The sequence below is a fragment of the Polaribacter sp. BM10 genome (assembly GCF_002005425.1).
Classification (GTDB): Bacteria; Bacteroidota; Bacteroidia; order Flavobacteriales; family Flavobacteriaceae; genus Polaribacter; species Polaribacter marinaquae.
The window spans coordinates 2,473,574-2,489,863 of the sequence record NZ_CP019704.1 but is presented as its reverse complement, the minus strand read 5'-3'; the positions used below and the strand labels follow the sequence as shown (position 1 = coordinate 2,489,863).

Below are 16,290 nucleotides of genomic sequence, written 5' to 3'. Positions count from 1 at the left end.
AAAAAACACTAAATTTGTCGCATAATTTTACGCAAGAAATGTTAGACAAAGTAAAAGAACTTATTGGCGAGGTACAAGCGTTTAAAGCTACAACCAAAGATGAAGTAGAAACTTTTAGAATTAAATATTTAGGAAGCAAAGGTTTACTAAAAGACCTTTTTGCAGAATTTAAAAATGTAGATGCAGAATTACGTAAAGATTTTGGGCAAGCTCTAAATAATTTAAAAAAATCTGCAGAAGGTAAAGTTGCAGAATTAACAGATGCCTTAGAAAGCAATACAACAGAAAAATCTTTTTACGGAGATTTAACAAGACCGTCAGAACCAATAGAATTAGGTTCTAGACATCCTATTTCTTTAGTAAGAAACCAAATTATAGAAGTTTTTAATAGAATTGGTTTTACTGTTTCTGAAGGACCAGAAATAGAAGACGATTGGCATAATTTTACTGCCTTAAACTTGCCAGAATATCATCCGGCAAGAGATATGCAAGACACGTTCTTTATTGAGCAAGATCCAGATATTTTATTAAGAACTCACACTTCTTCTGTACAAGTACGTTATATGGAAGAAAACGAACCGCCAATTAGAACAATTTCTCCTGGTAGAGTTTTTAGAAACGAAGATATTTCTGCAAGAGCGCACTGTATTTTTCATCAAGTAGAAGGTTTGTATATTGATACTGATGTTTCGTTTGCAGATTTAAAACAAACCCTTTTATACTTTACAAAAGAGATGTTTGGTAAATCTAAAATTAGATTAAGACCTTCTTATTTTCCGTTTACAGAGCCAAGTGCAGAAGTAGATATTTATTGGGGATTAGAAACTGAAACTGATTACAGAATAACAAAAGGTACTGGTTGGTTAGAAATTATGGGTTGTGGTATGGTAGATCCTAATGTTCTTAAAAACGCCAATATCGATCCAACTAAATATTCTGGTTACGCATTTGGTATGGGTATAGAGCGTATTGCAATGTTATTATATCAAATACCAGATATTAGAATGTTTTACGAAAATGATAAACGTTTCTTAGAACAATTTAAATCTATTATTTAATGAATTATTTTACACAGGTTTGGGATGAAAACAGAAATGATGAATATGCAGATTGGGGTAACTCTATTTGGTATTTTGAAACGAATGATGCAGACCAAGTAATAAAACAAGTTACTATTTATGACAATGGTAAACTTGTAAAATATAGTGAAGATAATATAGAAGATAAATTTGGTGGTTTGTGCGAAGGCGCATTAACTATTGATGATTGCGACGGAGAAGAAATTACAAAAGAAGACTTTTACAAAGTTTGGTCTTAATTGGCACAATAAACTTTTAGATTTCATGAAAAAAGACATTCAAATACCAGAAGTTACAGGCGTAGAAATGGCTGTAGTTTATGAGTTTAATGATATTTACAACACCAACGATTGGAACATTTATATTATCAATAATAAAAATGTAGATTTAGAAATGATGGTGATTGTCTCTCAAGGTTTTTCTGATACAAAAACAACTTCTTTACTACGTAAAAAATTAGAAAAACTTCCTGCAAATTCTTTTGCTAAGATCGAGTTTATTCAACCAGAATTATTTAAGTTAAACAACCGTTTTCAGGTTACTTTTTTTGAAGGAAACACTTTGTACGAAAAAACGTTTATCTTTAAAGAAAACACTATTAAAGAAGGTGCTTTGCGTATGATAGACGAAATTAAAAAACGTGGAATTTTAGCAGAATAATTATTTTATATATTTTGCTTTACACATAAATTAAAAACACCTAAAATTTAGGTGTTTTTTTTATTTTATAGCGTTATTAATAGTAAAGTAACCTCTAAATAAACAAGGATTAAATTACTTCTAATTTGTAATTTCTTTACATTTCTAAAGAAATCCGCGTTAGCGATTGAAGCATTTGTTTGAGCTCTTTTATGAGGAACGAATAAAAAGCGAGTGCGGAAAGCGCGACCCTTGTGGTAACGCCCAAATTCTTAAAAATTTTATTAAAATTAGTGAAATCTATTACAAAAACGTTAGCCTAAAAACCCAATTGCTAAATACAATAAAACGGTTATTACACCACCAATTAACGCATAAGGCAATTGTGTTTTTACATGGTCTATATGATCACTTGCAGACGACATCGAAGAAATTATAGACGTATCGGAAATTGGCGAACAATGGTCTCCAAAAATTCCTCCTCCTAAAGTTGCAGCAACAACAATTGTAATATCTGCACCATGAATATTTGCCATTGGTATAGAAATGGCCAACATAATTGCAAAAGTTCCCCAAGAGGTTCCTGTAGAAAATGCAATAAAAGAACTTATAATAAAAACTACTGCTGGTAATAATTCTGGAGACAACCAATCTTTAGTGGCATTTGCTACGTAAACTCCGGTTTCTAATTCTTTACAAGCGTCACCAATTGCAAATGCTAATAACATTAATAAAGCCAAAGGCATTAGCTCACTTATTCCTTTTAAAGTTAAGTTTACTGCTTCTTTTGGTTTTAAAAATCCTTGAATCATATACATTACAATTGCTACTAAAAGTGCCGTAATTACTGCATATAAAACAGAAGAAGAACCAGAACCTTCTCCGATTGCTTGTGAAGCATGATTTAAAAATGATGTAGATTCTTTTACTGCATCCCAACCTGTGTAAATTAGGTTAATTGGCATCATAAAAACCATTACCAAAAGTGGCACTATCATATTATATGCCTTTGCTTGAATTCCTTCTTTTGGCGGAAAAGAAGTTACCTCATCAGAAACCATTGGTTTAGAACCTTCGTTCATTAATTTACCTGTTTCTTTGGTTCTTTGTTCTGCTTTTTTCATCAAACCAATATCTTTTTTTGATAAAATGGTAAAAATCAAAATAACGATTGCTAGTAACGGATAGAAGTTATACTTAATTGCAGCAATCATTACAGAAAAGGGTTTATCGATTCCTTGTGTTAATAACAAACCCATTATAAAAGCTCCCCAAGCATTAAAAGGAATTAATATTGATGACGGCGCAGAACTAGAGTCTGCGATGTAAGCTAATTTTTCTCTGGGGATTTTTAATTTATCAAAAATTGGTCTGTACAAAGTACCAACCGTTAAAGAGCTAATACTAGTTTCTACAAATAACAACAAACCTGTAAATGTTGCTAAAAGTTGCACCATTACTCTACTGTATCCTGTTTTTTTAGTTTCTAATTTGGTAAGTTTTCTGTTGATAATATTTATAAACCCTTCTACTCCTCTAGAATATTGAATAAATATTAGCAATGCGCCAACCAAAGCACTAAATATTATAGTTCTTGTATTTCCTTTAGACTGAAAAACATTTACCATGCCTTCTATCATTGAAAGTGTTCCTTTTAATGGATTAAAACCTTCTATTATCAACCAAGAAAACCAAATACCAAATAACAAAGCAATGTAAACTTGCTTGGTTCTTAAAGCCAAAATAATGGCTACAATTGGTGGTATTACTGATAAAAATCCATATTCCATATAAAAGTTTTTAAGATTGCTAAAGGTAATAATTTCTTAAGCATTTTATCTGTAGTTATTTTGTAATTTAGTGTTTTAAAAAGATTTTAAAAATGTCTAAGTTTTACACCAAATTAACTTCGAGACTTCAAAAATTTATTGAAGCTCAAAAAATATTCTTTGTAGCAACTGCGCCAACTTCTGGCAGAATTAACTTATCTCCAAAAGGTATGGATTCTTTTAGAGTTGTATCTGAAAATAGAGTTTTATGGTTAAACGTTACCGGAAGCGGTAATGAAACTGCAGCACATTTATTAGAAAACAACAGAATTACTATTATGTTTTGTGCTTTTGAAGGCGCACCAAATATTTTACGTTTATACGGAAAAGGAAAAGAGATTAAAGAAGGAGATACTTCTTGGAATGATTTAATTAATCTATTTCCAGAAACTCCAGGAACGCGTCAGATATTTGATATTACTGTAGAATCTGCTCAAACCTCTTGCGGTATGTCAATTCCGTTTTTTGAATATAAAAGCGAAAGAAATGAGTTAAATGATTGGGCAGCTAAACAAGGTAAAGAAGGAATTTCTAAATACTGGGAAGAAAAAAATCAAACAAGTATAGACGGCTTACCAACACATCTACTAGATTAATTTTTAATCTTTATCTACTTTTTTAATAGCGTTAATAAAATCGCTTAGGTTATTGTTATTAGCAACTAAATGTATTGCTTCATCACAAATTTTTTCTGCTCTTTTTATTGAAAAATGTAGACCAACAGCTATTTTTCGCATTAATGCAACTTCTATTAATTTAGCTTCACCATCAATCAAAATCATTTTTGTTAAACGATACAAACGCTCTATTCTTTCATCGTAATTAATTGGCGGATTTATCGGATATTTTTCTGGGTTGTTTAAAATTAAAGAAAACTCTTCTAAAGTTATATTTAAGTTTTTTCCTGCTCTTATTAACAACTCTTTTTCTCCGTCTGTAATTTTACCATCTGCTCTTGCAATTTTTACAATATTAGCAAAATGACCAATTTCTTGTTTGTGTTGTCCGCTAGAATATAAATCTGATATTGCCATTTAATTTTTTCTATAAAAATAAATAAAAACAATTAAAAAGACTATTAAAAAAAAGCTAAAACATAAATCTAATGAATCGCTTTTTCGTATTTTGCTGTATCATATCGTTATTAAATTTTAATCTAAAACTTAACTTTAGTTATGACCAATTTTTCTTACTTAAACAGAAATAATAATATCAAAGAATTAAAAGAAACTGAATTTGATATTTTGATAATTGGCGGCGGAATTACAGGTGCAGGAATTGCTTTAGATGCAGCTTCTAGAGGAATGAAAGTTGCTTTAATAGAAAAAAACGACTTTGCTTCTGGTACAAGTAGTAAATCTACCAAACTTATTCATGGTGGCTTACGTTACTTAAAGCAATTTGATTTTTGGTTAGTAAAAGAAGTGGGTACAGAACGTGCAATTGTACACAAACTAGCACCACATTTAGTTGTACCAGAAAAAATGATTTTACCTTTAATAGATGGCGGCACCTATGGTTCTTGGTTAACTTCTATCGGATTAAAAGTTTACGATATTTTAGCTTCTGTAGAAGGTGAAGACAAACGTAAAATGATCGATAAAGAAGAAGCTTTAGAAAAAGAACCTCTTTTACCAGAAAGTATATTAAATGGAGCTGGTTATTATGCAGAATACAGAACCGACGACGCTCGTTTAACTTTAGAAGTCTTAAAAACAGCTTTAAATTACAATGCAAAAATTGTTAATTATACAGAAGCTACAGAGTTTGTATATAAAGACGATAAAGTTGTTGGTGCAAAAGTAAAAGATATTTTTACCAATGAAGATTACGAAATTAAAGCAAAATACGTAGTAAATGCAACAGGACCTTGGGTAGATACATTAAGACAAACCAACCATTCTAAAACAGGCAAACGTTTGCACTTAACAAAGGGCGTACATTTGGTTGTTGCTCATGATAAATTACCAGTAAAACAATCTGTTTATTTTGATGTGCCAGATGGCAGAATGATGTTTGCTATTCCAAGAGGTAAAGTTACTTATTTTGGCACCACAGACACTAATTATCAAGAAGATAAAGACAACGTAGAAACAAGTTTAGTAGATGCAACTTATTTAATCTCTGCGGTAAATAATATGTTTCCAGATATAGATATTTCTTTAGAAGATATACAATCTTCTTGGGCAGGTTTAAGACCTTTAATTCATGAAGAAGGAAAATCTGCATCAGAATTGTCTAGAAAAGATGAAATTTTTGTTTCTGATACAGAACTAATTTCTATTGCTGGTGGTAAATTAACTGGTTACAGAAAAATGGCAGAACGTATTGTAGATTTAGTTGCCAAAAAATACAAAAGAAGATATGATAAAGAGTTTGATGAAATTAAAACCAAAGAGATTGTTCTTAATGGTGGCGATTTTAAAGATGCTAGCGAAGTACAAAGTTATACAGATGCAATTTATAACAGAATCGCAGAAGTAGATTTTAACCAAAAAGATGCAGAATATTTAGTGCATAATTACGGAAAACAAACAGATATTATCTTGCAAAAATTTGACGATTTAATGCACGATAATATGCAAGAAAAAATGATAAAAGCAGAAGTTTGGTTTGCTATAAATTACGAAATGGCTTGCACACCAACAGACTTTTTTATGCGTAGAACGGGTCGTTTATTTTTTGATGCTAATAGTGTTTATATACACAAAGATTTAGTAATTCAACTATTTGAAAATCAATTTAATTGGACAGAAAATCAGAAAGAAAAAAATAGCAAAGAATTAGATGAAAAATTAACATCAATTTTAAATTTCAATTAATAAAAAAGATATATTTGTTATAGCAAAATTTAATTTTTAAGGCTTATGAACATATAGTTAGTTATACCTCAGCAAAAGCAGGTTCTTTTAAGAAAAAGAACAGCTACTATATTTATAATAAGTACAACCTTAAATTTTAAAATAATGAAAAAAATACACAGTGTAGCATTCGTGCTATTTATAGCTACGACTTTATCTTTTACAACTAAATTTTCTGATATTCAAAATACAATAACTGCTACATTTATTGAAATTACAAACGATGATTTCTTTAAATTTATAGATGCTGATAAAAAAGAAATCCTTTTTTATGATGTAATCGAAGAAGTAGAAATAAGTTTATATGATGATGAAAATCTAAACAAGAAGTTTACAATTACTTGGGTAGAAAAAGAAATCGAATTAATTGACGAAGAAGGAGATTTAACCGGAGAAAAAAAGAAAGTAAAATCGATAACCTCACTTACTTTAGTAAACTAATTTATAATAGAAACCGCTTTACAAATAAGCGGTTTTTTTATACATTTTCTCTTAAAAGGCTTTTATACGTTTTTCTAAGCTTTATTGGTGATACACCTAATTTATATTGTAAAAACACATAACCGTTTATTAAATTTACTTTTAACCAAGAGTTCTGTTCGTATTTTCTAGCGCTAACTGTAGCCTTAGATTGTATAATTTTAAATTTTATTTTTTGTTTTCGAACTCTACCAATCATTTCAAAATCTTCCATAATACAAAACTGTTCGTTAAAACCATTTAGATTATGAAATGTTTCTTTGGTAAAAAATTGGCATTGATCTCCACCGCCCGCAAATAAGCCATCTTTAGTTGTAAATTTACTGTTAAAGTTTAAAAATGCAGAATCTTTATCAAATTTATAAGCAAAAAAACCTGCTTTATTTCCTTGGTTTACTGCTGTAATTATTTCTGAATAAAAATTAGTTGGTAATGCAACATCTGCATGTAAAAAAAGTAAAATATCACCGTTTGCCTTTTTTGCACCAAAATTCATTTGTGCTGCTCTTCCTTTTTTATCGCTTCTAAAATATGTAACTTTAGAAAAAGTTTTACAAACTTCCGGACTTTCATCTGTAGTTTCTGGAGAGTTAGAAACAATAATTTCTAAAGGAAATTTGTTAGCTTGTTCACATAAAAACGACAACCTCTTTAGAAGGTTTTCTTTCTCATTATATACCGGAATAATAATACTTAATAACATATTTAAACGTACGTAAATTTATATGAAACAGTTTTTTTTAATACTTGCTCTTGCTTTTAGTTTTCACCTTGTTGCACAAGATAACATAAATTATAATGAGGTTTCTCAAGATTTATTACAAAATATTATGGATGGAAAATCCTATGCAAAAGAAGTTAAAATTTTAGAAGAAAGTACTTTAGAAAATTTGGTGACACAATTAAAAACCGACAAACAAAAAATTGCTTTTTGGGTTAATGTTTACAATTCTTTTATTCAAATATCTTTAACAGAAAACCCTAAAGAATACGAAGATAGAGGCGCATATTTTAAAAAAGAACGTGTAAAAATTGCTGGTGAAATTTTATCTTTTGATGATATAGAACACGATATTTTAAGAAGATCTAGAATAAAACTAAGTTGGGGTTATTTAAGAAAGTATTTTAGACCAAAATGGGAACGTAAACTGCGTGTAAAAAATATTGATTGGAGAATTCATTTTGCACTAAATTGTGGTGCTAAAAGTTGTCCGCCAGTAGCAAAGTTTACACCACAAGGTTTAGATAAAGAGTTCGATTTTATGACAACGGAATACTTAAAAGAACAAACTACATATAATAAAGATACAAGAACAGCCAAATCAGTTTCTTTGTTCTCTTGGTTTAGAGCAGATTTTGGTGGTTTGTGTGGCGCAAGACAAATTTTAGCCGACTACAAGATTACATCAGAAAAACCTAAAAAATTAGAATTTAATAATTACGATTGGACATTAAGTTTAGGCAATTTTAGAAAGATTCCTAACTAGTTTACCAATATATATTTTTTACAAAAAAGCCTTCTATTTTAGTAAATAGAAGGCTTTTTTTAAGCTTCTTTTTGATTGTTTTCTATTTCTTCTGTTAAATCTAAATCTCTTAAAACAGGGTTTTTTAAAGCGGTTACACCTACAGTTAATAAAGTCATTGTTCCACCAAAAACTACAGCTGCCACTGGGCCAATAAGTTTTGCAGCTAAACCACTCTCAAAAGCACCTAATTCGTTAGAAGAACCAACAAACATAGAGTTTACAGAAGAAACTCTACCTCGCATATCGTCTGGTGTTTTTAACTGTAAAATGGTTTGTCTAATAACCATCGATATTCCGTCTGCAGCACCACTTATAAACAACGCCAGAATACTTACCCAAAATATAGAAGATAATCCGAAGGCAATTATACTAAGTCCAAAAATAAAGACAGATACTAACATTTTTTTACCTGTATTTTTATTAATAGGAATATATGTTGTTAAAAACATTGTTACGATACTTCCCATAGAAATAGAAGCGTTTAAAATACCAAAACCTTCTGGACCAACTTTTAAAACGTCTTGTGCAAATACAGATAAAATAGCAACTGTACCACCAAATAATACTGCAATCATGTCTAAGGTTAAAACCCCTAAAATTGCTTTATTTTTAAAGACAAAACTAATTCCTGCCTTTAAACTTTCTTTCATTGGTTCCCCTATTTTTTTATTTAAAATCGGTTTCTTTTTAATTAAAAAGGTAAAAATTAAAGATAGAATTACTAAAATAAAAACTAAGCAAAGAGTTTTGTCTACACCAATCCAACTTATTAAAAATCCTGCGGCTAAAGCACCAGAAACCGAAGCTGTTTTCCAGGTACTTGTGCTCCAGGTTGCTGCGTTATGATAAATATTTTTAGGAACAAGTAAGGCAACTAAAGAAAATATAGTTGGCCCGAAAAAAGATCTTAAAAAGCCACCGAAAAAAACCAAACCATATATAGAATATAGTATCGAGTTGGTAGACCAGCTATGTATTACACTGTCTGTAGTTAGTAAAAATAACCCTAAACTAATTAAAGAAAAAGCTGCTGTACATAATGCTAAAAGATTTCTTTTTTCTTTTTGATCTACAATATGACCCGCAAATAATGCCATTGTAAATGCTGGTATAATTTCCATTAAACCAATAATACCCAACGATAACGGATCTTTTGTAATCGAATATACTTGCCATTCGATTACAATAAACTGCATAGACCAACCAAAAACCAATAAAAAACGTACAAATAAGAAAATATTAAATTCTCTAATTCTTAATGCTGCGTATGGATCGAGCTTTTTCATTTTAAAAAAATTTAAATACTGAACTTTTAAAAAACCAATTCTTAATAAAAATCGTAAGTCTTTCGAGTTCTTTTTGTTTTCAACTTAAAATAATTTAAAACAAAAGTAGGGTAATTCTAAATAGAGTTGTCTTATTAATGAACAAGAATAACATCAACCATAAAAAATATACAGATGAAAAAAATTACATTATTAATAGTAATTATTATTACAAGCTTATTTAGCGTTAGCTCTAACGCGCAATCAAACGAAAAATCGTTAACTGCAATTTATAAAGGAATGACGGTTTCAGATAATTTTAAGTTTGAAGACAGCAAAGGAAATCCTATTGTTTTTCATGATGAAGACCAATCTTTTAAAGGTTCTATTACCCTTTGGGATGAAGGTTTAATAGGCAAAAGAATTAAAGTTTCTTATAAATGGGTAGATGTACATTTATTTAATGACCAAGGTATAGCTACAGGAGAAACCATGAAAGTTAAAAGAATTTTTAATTATAGTAAACTATAGTTATTAGAATTTGAACTATTTTGAATTAATTATTAAAAGCCAGCTCTATGCTGGTTTTTTTTGTGCTCATTTAAAAAATATCATCTTTAAACACTGATATAGAACTGAATAATTTGTTAAAATCGTTTAATGAATTTTCTTTTTGGGTTAACGTTTTTTACATATGGGTTAATCTAAAATGTAATTAGGCCGTTTCTTTGTATCAGAATTAAAGGATACATTTTAAAATCTTAATCTATAAAGAAAGACAATAATTAAAATTGTCATCAATCAATAAAAACTTTAAAATATTAGAAATTATGAAAAAATTATTTACTCAAACAGTTGCCTTTTTATTTGTTGCCATTTTATCTTTTAATGCGCAAAGTATAAATGCACAAGAAACTACAAAAACAAGTAACGAGAAAACTTTAACCGCTACTTTTAAAGGTTTAAACGTTAGTGATAACTTTAAATTTGAATTTAATAACGGAGAAGCAATTGTATTTCACGATGAAGCTAAATCATCACCAAGTAAAATTAGTCTATTTGACGAAGGATTAATTGGAGATAGATTTACAATTTTTTACAAGTGGGTAGATGTAATGTTATTTGATAACGGAGTACCTACTGGTGAGACTATGAAGGTGAAAAGAATTTATAACATTATGCCAGCAAATAATTCTTACCAAAGACCAGATGTTTTGGTTACTTCTAACGAACAATAGAAAGAAAAAAAAACTAAAAAAAGGCTTAAAGTTTACACTTTAAGCCTTTTTTTAGTTCAATTTCATGTCCATTAAAATGGCAAAAGTTTGATTGATATCTTGCTCTTTTACAACAATTGTCATTTCATTAGTTGTAGAAATAATTTCTTGTAACGGAATATCTGCCCAAGCTAATTGTTTTAAAATAAAGTAATAAATACCCGATTGTTCTAAGTTTTCTTTTGGCAACTTGATTGTAATAGAAGCCAAATCTAATACGTTAGATATTAACGTTTCTTTTTCGAATATTTCGTTTACAAATGGTTGTAAATTTTTACTTGTAACAATATTTGTCTCGAAAATTCCTTGAGAAACAGTTAGGAAATAATCTGAATTTTCTGATGATTTCGTTAGAATTTTTGCAATTTCTTTTAAAAGAGAAGGTGTGTTTTTAAATGTAAAATCACATAAATCTGATCTTACAATTACATCACCCAAATCTAAAGCTAACTTTTTTATATTCTTTCTAATACGAAGTTCGCTAGCAGGAGAAAGCCTGTTAATTGCCATCATTACTGCACCAACCTTAACATCCTTTTTTAGTAAAGTAGATACTTCTGGTAAAATAATTCTAGCCAAAGAAGAAACATTTATTAATTTTTCATGCAACGCCTCTTCAATAAACGGTGTTTTTCTAATGGTACTTTCTACAACTTCTTGTATTGTTTTCATACTTATTGTTTAATATAACATATTAATGTTCAAAATTAAACAATTAATCTAATTTATTGGTTAACTTTTTAAATTCTTTTTTAGCGTCTTTATTATTGTATAAAACGTTGTAAACCGCATTAATAATTGGTGTGTTTGCTCCGTTTTGCGCTGTCATTTTAAAAGCACTTTTTGTAGCATAAAAACCCTCTGCAACCATACTCATTTCCATTTGTGCAGATTTTACAGTGTAACCTTTACCAACCATATTACCAAATTGTCTGTTTCTACTAAAAACAGAATAACCTGTAACTAATAAGTCACCTAAATAAGCAGAGTTATTAATGTTTCGCTTCATTTTATGAACTTTTTTAATAAAGCGTTTCATTTCTCTAATCGCATTACTCATTAACACAGATTGAAAGTTGTCTCCGTACCCCAAACCATGTGCAATACCAGCAGCAACTGCATAAATATTCTTTAACATTGCGGCATATTCTGTACCAATAATATCATCAGAAATCTTCGTTTTTATATACCAACTTTTAAGAGATTTGCTCATTAACTTCGCATTTTCTTGATTTTGACATGCAATTGTTAAGTAAGACAAGCGTTCCATAGCAACTTCTTCTGCGTGACAAGGCCCTGTAATAACTCCAATTTTTTCATAAGGAATATCATAAACATTATGAAAATGCTCGCCAACAATTAAACCAGTTTCTGGAACGATACCTTTTATTGCAGAAAAAATTATTTTTCCTTTTAACGATTTCTTCAATTTTTCTAACTCACCAACTAAAAATGCAGACGGAATAGCGAAAATTAAAACATCGTAGTTTTCTACCATTTTATTAATATCGCTAGATAAATCTAACTGACTTGCATATACATCTGCAGATCTTAAATAATTAGGATTATGATTGTTCTTTTTTATATGATCTATGGCAGATTTGCTTCGCATATACCAACCAACAGTTTCTAAATTTTCTGAAAGCATCTTCACAATTGCAGTTGCCCAACTTCCTCCACCTATAACCGCTATTTTTTTCTGATTATTCATTTATTTATAAATTTTATGCCCCAAAAGTAAGAAATTTACTATCTAATGATGAATGCTAGTATGAATTATTATATTTGTAAGACTTCAAACTTTATTATGAAAATACAAATCTCTATTCTTTTTAGTGTTTTTTTATTGATAACATCTTGTAAAGTTACATCACAATCCAAAGAAAAATCGAACATTAAATTTGTAAAACAAACCGAAACTAAAGGTACTGTTACTATTTTAGAGAAAGAATTTGTTATTAAAAATCTAAATACAATTTCACATAAAGTTTGGGTGTATTTGCCACCAAATTATACAACTTCAAAAAATAAATATCCAGTAATTTACATGCACGATGCTCAAAATCTATTTGATGCAAAAACCTCTTTTGCTGGCGAGTGGGAAGTTGATGAAACTTTAGATAATTTATATAATAAAACTAAAAAGGGTTTTATTGTTGTGGGTATAGAAAATGGCGGAGAAAAAAGAATTGAAGAATACACACCTTGGTCTAACACAAAATATGGTGGCGGTAAAGGAGGCGTTTATTCAGATTTCTTGGTAAATACCTTAAAACCATACATAGATAAAAATTATAAAACTAAAACCACTGCAGAAAACACGGCTATTATTGGTAGTTCTTTAGGCGGTTTAATTTCTTTTTATGCCGGTTTAAAACATCCAAAAGTATTTGGTAAAATTGGTGCACTTTCTACTTCTTTTTGGTTTTCTAACAAAGTAAATTCTTTTGCAGAACAACACGCAAACCTAAAAAACACAAAATTGTATTTATTAGTTGGCGATAAAGAAGGTGGTTCTATGGTGCCAGATACAGAAAATATGGCCGAAAGATTAATAGATAATGATTATAATCAAAATAATCTAAAAACTAAAGTTGCTGCAAACGGTACGCATACAGAATCGTTTTGGAAATCAGAATTTTTAGAAACAATAACTTACTTATTCAATTTATAAATAAAAATGAACGTACAAATTATAAACAAATCTAAACACGCTACACCAAATTACGAAACAAATGGTGCTGCTGGTATGGATTTAAAAGCTAATATAGAAGAAGCAATAACACTAAAACCTTTAGAAAGAGCCATTATTAAAACTGGCTTATTTATAGCCTTACCAATCGGTTTTGAAGCACAAGTTAGACCTAGAAGTGGTTTGGCTGCAAAAAAAGGAATTACCGTATTAAATTCTCCTGGTACAGTAGATGCAGATTACAGAGGAGAAATCGGCGTAATTTTGGTAAATCTTTCTAATGAAGATTTTATTATAAATGATGGTGAAAGAATTGCTCAATTAGTAATTGCAAAACATGAAAGAGTAGTTTGGCAAGAAGTAGATGTACTTAGCGAAACAGAAAGAGGTTCTGGAGGTTTTGGAAGCACAGGCGTTTAAAATGGATGAAATAGATTTACAGCCTTTAAGAATTACAAATAGTTGGCATGTAGAATGGAATTTATTTTATGAAGTTGATCCTTCTATAGAAACCATGCATTACCTAGATTCTAGCTCTTTATTACATCTAAATAATTACAGTTTAAAGCGTGCTATAAATTTAGATTATAGACCAGAAAATGATATAAACGGATACTTTTATTTAAGAGTTCTTAATTTAAAAGAAATTATTAACTCTAAATCTAAAGAAGTTACTTTTGATGCTGATTGGGAAAATTTACATTTCGAATTAAAATCTAAAAGTAGAATTGAAATTGTTAAAGAAATAGAACGATTAGTTCGAGAAACTCCTCCTTTTAAAGGATAATAAATAAACTAAATAAATTTAAATTATGATTTTAGGTGTATGCGAATGGTTAAGTACAAAAACGCAATTTTCAGCAAAAAACATTAGAATTCTATTTGTTCTTCTTGTTTTATTTGCAGGTTTAGGTATTGGAGCTTACTTTATTTTATGGTTGGTAAAAATTCTGTCTAAAGAATAAATTAAGATTATAAAAGCTTATAAACTTGGCTCATTTTTCTTACCTCGTCGTGTAATAATTCGAAAGGTAAAAAAGTATGTGAATGGTACTTATAACCTAATTTTTTATAAAACTGAAATGCTTGTTCTTGCATATTCATAGCGTCTAACCACAAAACGGCATACTCTTTTTGTACTGCTAAGTTTTCTAACCAATTCACTATTTTTTTACCAAAACCTTTGCCTTGAGTTTTTTTATGAAGATATAATCTATGTAATTTTACTTGTTTTTCTTCGGATAAACCTTCTAAGTTTTCATCCCAAATAATTCTGATATTTCCAACTACTTCATTCTTATAACAAATAAAATAATAAGAAGAATTCTCTTGTAAAAGCTCTTGTTCTAGGTTTTCTTTAGAATATTGAGAGTTAACATACCAATCTCCTTTATCTTTCCAAAAATGACTGTATGCAGACGGATATACTGTTTTCATTAAGGTATGTAAAATCTCTGCATCAGAAAGTAAAATATTTTTTAATGTAAGATCTTCTGTAATTTTAATCATAACAATTAAATATAATAAAAAACTGCCATAGATTGATTAATTCTATGGCAGTTAATAATAGTTAGAACTTTTAAATAACCTTATTCTTGATTTTCGATAGCAACTTTTATTTTACCTTCAAGTTCTTCTGCCAATTCAGGATTGTCTTTAATTAAACCTTTAACGGCATCTCTACCTTGACCTAATTTTGTCTCTCCGTAACTAAACCAAGATCCACTTTTTTTAACAATACCTAAATCTACACCAATATCTAAAATTTCACCAACTTTAGATATTCCTTGCCCATACATAATATCAAACTCTGTAATTTGAAAAGGTGGTGCAACTTTATTTTTAACAATTTTAACCTTTGTACTGTTACCAATAACTCGGTCTCCGTCTTTAATTTGTGTTCTTCTTCTAATATCTAATCTAACAGAAGCATAAAACTTTAATGCATTACCACCCGTTGTTGTTTCTGGGTTACCAAACATTACACCAATTTTTTCTCTTAATTGGTTAATAAATATAACTGTACATTTTGTTTTAGAAATAGTACCTGTTAATTTACGTAATGCTTGCGACATTAAACGTGCATGAAGACCCATTTTAGAATCTCCCATTTCTCCTTCTATTTCAGATTTTGGTGTTAATGCTGCTACAGAATCAATAACAACAATATCAATTGCACCAGAACGAATTAAGTTTTCTGCAATTTCTAATGCTTGCTCACCATGGTCTGGTTGAGAAATTATTAAATTATCTATATCTACACCTAAGTTTTCTGCATAAAATTTATCGAATGCATGTTCTGCATCAATAAAAGCTGCAATACCACCAGCTTTTTGTGCTTCTGCAATTGCGTGTAATGTTAAAGTTGTTTTACCAGAAGATTCTGGTCCGTAAATTTCTATTACTCTACCTCTTGGATAACCACCTACGCCTAAAGCCAAATCTAGACCTAAAGAACCAGATGAAATTGCATCTATATCTTCTGTAACTACATCACCTAATTTCATTACAGAACCTTTACCATATGTCTTATCTAGCTTATCTAGAGTAAGTTGAAGTGCTTTAAGTTTTGCTGCTTTTTCTTTATCTGCCGCCATAAATCTTGCTTGTTTTATTTTTAAATAAGTGCCACAAGTTAC

Annotated in this window: 21 protein-coding genes; 13 read left to right on the top strand and 8 right to left on the bottom strand. The window is 29.5% G+C overall.

Annotation, left to right across the window (positions count from 1 at the left end):
- Nucleotides 1-38: 38 nt before the first annotated feature.
- Genes pheS through BXQ17_RS10970 form a run of 3 tightly spaced genes read left to right on the top strand, consistent with a single transcriptional unit; the run spans nucleotide 39 to nucleotide 1,739 of the window.
- Nucleotides 39-1,058 (top strand): phenylalanine--tRNA ligase subunit alpha, encoded by a 1,020-nt coding sequence (gene pheS / locus BXQ17_RS10980; protein WP_077810696.1) that lies wholly within the window; start codon nucleotides 39-41, stop codon nucleotides 1,056-1,058.
- A complete protein-coding gene (locus BXQ17_RS10975) occupies nucleotides 1,058-1,318 on the top strand; it encodes a hypothetical protein (protein WP_077810695.1) in 261 nt (86 codons plus the stop codon). The genes pheS and BXQ17_RS10975 overlap by 1 nt, the downstream gene beginning before the upstream one ends.
- 25 nt (nucleotides 1,319-1,343) lie before the next feature.
- A complete protein-coding gene (locus BXQ17_RS10970) occupies nucleotides 1,344-1,739 on the top strand; it encodes a hypothetical protein (protein WP_077810694.1) in 396 nt (131 codons plus the stop codon).
- 293 nt (nucleotides 1,740-2,032) lie between these two features.
- Here BXQ17_RS10970 and BXQ17_RS10965 read toward each other — a convergent pair whose 3' ends face one another.
- Complete coding sequence (locus tag BXQ17_RS10965) at nucleotides 2,033-3,508, bottom strand: Na+/H+ antiporter NhaC family protein (RefSeq protein WP_077810693.1); 1,476 nt, start codon at nucleotides 3,506-3,508, stop codon at nucleotides 2,033-2,035.
- Between the two features lie 92 nt (nucleotides 3,509-3,600).
- Between BXQ17_RS10965 and BXQ17_RS10960 the strand changes: the two genes are divergently transcribed.
- Nucleotides 3,601-4,143, top strand: coding sequence for a pyridoxamine 5'-phosphate oxidase family protein (locus tag BXQ17_RS10960; RefSeq protein ID WP_077810692.1), 543 nt, complete (start codon nucleotides 3,601-3,603; stop codon nucleotides 4,141-4,143).
- A gap of 3 nt (nucleotides 4,144-4,146) precedes the next feature.
- Here the strand turns inward: BXQ17_RS10960 and BXQ17_RS10955 are convergent, their stop codons facing one another.
- Complete coding sequence (locus BXQ17_RS10955; RefSeq protein ID WP_077810691.1) at nucleotides 4,147-4,581, bottom strand: hypothetical protein; 435 nt, start codon at nucleotides 4,579-4,581, stop codon at nucleotides 4,147-4,149.
- A 141-nt stretch (nucleotides 4,582-4,722) separates the two neighbouring features.
- Here BXQ17_RS10955 and BXQ17_RS10950 point away from each other — a divergent pair, with 141 nt between their 5' ends.
- Nucleotides 4,723-6,369, top strand: a complete 1,647-nt coding sequence (locus tag BXQ17_RS10950) for a glycerol-3-phosphate dehydrogenase/oxidase (protein WP_077810690.1) — start codon at nucleotides 4,723-4,725, stop codon at nucleotides 6,367-6,369.
- Nucleotides 6,370-6,513: 144 nt separating this feature from the next.
- Complete coding sequence (locus tag BXQ17_RS10945; protein WP_077810689.1) at nucleotides 6,514-6,849, top strand: hypothetical protein; 336 nt, start codon at nucleotides 6,514-6,516, stop codon at nucleotides 6,847-6,849.
- Between the two features lie 37 nt (nucleotides 6,850-6,886).
- On the opposite strand, the gene BXQ17_RS10940 is transcribed toward BXQ17_RS10945, so the two are convergent.
- Complete coding sequence (locus BXQ17_RS10940) at nucleotides 6,887-7,591, bottom strand: TIGR04283 family arsenosugar biosynthesis glycosyltransferase (RefSeq protein ID WP_077810688.1); 705 nt, start codon at nucleotides 7,589-7,591, stop codon at nucleotides 6,887-6,889.
- Between the two features lie 22 nt (nucleotides 7,592-7,613).
- Between BXQ17_RS10940 and BXQ17_RS10935 the strand changes: the two genes are divergently transcribed.
- Complete coding sequence (locus tag BXQ17_RS10935) at nucleotides 7,614-8,375, top strand: DUF547 domain-containing protein (RefSeq protein ID WP_077810687.1); 762 nt, start codon at nucleotides 7,614-7,616, stop codon at nucleotides 8,373-8,375.
- Between the two features lie 59 nt (nucleotides 8,376-8,434).
- Here the strand turns inward: BXQ17_RS10935 and BXQ17_RS10930 are convergent, their stop codons facing one another.
- Nucleotides 8,435-9,703, bottom strand: coding sequence for an MFS transporter (locus tag BXQ17_RS10930; RefSeq protein ID WP_077810686.1), 1,269 nt, complete (start codon nucleotides 9,701-9,703; stop codon nucleotides 8,435-8,437).
- A 174-nt stretch (nucleotides 9,704-9,877) separates the two neighbouring features.
- Between BXQ17_RS10930 and BXQ17_RS10925 the strand changes: the two genes are divergently transcribed.
- On the top strand, nucleotides 9,878-10,213 hold the full coding sequence (locus BXQ17_RS10925; protein WP_077810685.1) for a hypothetical protein: 336 nt from the start codon (nucleotides 9,878-9,880) through the stop codon (nucleotides 10,211-10,213).
- A 299-nt stretch (nucleotides 10,214-10,512) separates the two neighbouring features.
- Nucleotides 10,513-10,920 (top strand): hypothetical protein, encoded by a 408-nt coding sequence (locus BXQ17_RS10920; RefSeq protein ID WP_077810684.1) that lies wholly within the window; start codon nucleotides 10,513-10,515, stop codon nucleotides 10,918-10,920.
- Between the two features lie 51 nt (nucleotides 10,921-10,971).
- Here BXQ17_RS10920 and BXQ17_RS10915 read toward each other — a convergent pair whose 3' ends face one another.
- A complete protein-coding gene (locus BXQ17_RS10915) occupies nucleotides 10,972-11,631 on the bottom strand; it encodes a hypothetical protein (RefSeq protein WP_077810683.1) in 660 nt (219 codons plus the stop codon).
- Nucleotides 11,632-11,674: 43 nt separating this feature from the next.
- Nucleotides 11,675-12,670: an NAD(P)H-dependent glycerol-3-phosphate dehydrogenase gene (locus BXQ17_RS10910; RefSeq protein ID WP_077810682.1), complete on the bottom strand. Its 996-nt coding sequence runs from the start codon at nucleotides 12,668-12,670 to the stop codon at nucleotides 11,675-11,677.
- Between the two features lie 96 nt (nucleotides 12,671-12,766).
- Here BXQ17_RS10910 and BXQ17_RS10905 point away from each other — a divergent pair, with 96 nt between their 5' ends.
- Genes BXQ17_RS10905 through BXQ17_RS10890 form a run of 4 tightly spaced genes read left to right on the top strand, consistent with a single transcriptional unit; the run spans nucleotide 12,767 to nucleotide 14,616 of the window.
- The gene (locus BXQ17_RS10905; RefSeq protein WP_077810681.1) at nucleotides 12,767-13,633 is read left to right on the top strand and encodes an alpha/beta hydrolase; all 867 of its coding nucleotides are present in this window, start codon (nucleotides 12,767-12,769) and stop codon (nucleotides 13,631-13,633) included.
- A 6-nt stretch (nucleotides 13,634-13,639) separates the two neighbouring features.
- The gene (gene dut / locus BXQ17_RS10900) at nucleotides 13,640-14,071 is read left to right on the top strand and encodes a dUTP diphosphatase (RefSeq protein WP_077810680.1); all 432 of its coding nucleotides are present in this window, start codon (nucleotides 13,640-13,642) and stop codon (nucleotides 14,069-14,071) included.
- A 1-nt stretch (nucleotide 14,072) separates the two neighbouring features.
- The gene (locus tag BXQ17_RS10895; RefSeq protein ID WP_077810679.1) at nucleotides 14,073-14,438 is read left to right on the top strand and encodes a hypothetical protein; all 366 of its coding nucleotides are present in this window, start codon (nucleotides 14,073-14,075) and stop codon (nucleotides 14,436-14,438) included.
- Nucleotides 14,439-14,463: 25 nt separating this feature from the next.
- Nucleotides 14,464-14,616: a PspC domain-containing protein gene (locus BXQ17_RS10890; RefSeq protein ID WP_077810678.1), complete on the top strand. Its 153-nt coding sequence runs from the start codon at nucleotides 14,464-14,466 to the stop codon at nucleotides 14,614-14,616.
- A gap of 7 nt (nucleotides 14,617-14,623) precedes the next feature.
- On the opposite strand, the gene BXQ17_RS10885 is transcribed toward BXQ17_RS10890, so the two are convergent.
- Nucleotides 14,624-15,160, bottom strand: a complete 537-nt coding sequence (locus BXQ17_RS10885; protein WP_077810677.1) for a GNAT family N-acetyltransferase — start codon at nucleotides 15,158-15,160, stop codon at nucleotides 14,624-14,626.
- An 80-nt stretch (nucleotides 15,161-15,240) separates the two neighbouring features.
- Nucleotides 15,241-16,248 carry a recombinase RecA gene (gene recA, locus BXQ17_RS10880; protein WP_077810676.1) on the bottom strand — a complete coding sequence of 336 codons (1,008 nt, stop codon included), beginning with the start codon at nucleotides 16,246-16,248 and terminating at the stop codon, nucleotides 15,241-15,243.
- Nucleotides 16,249-16,290: the final 42 nt, after the last annotated feature.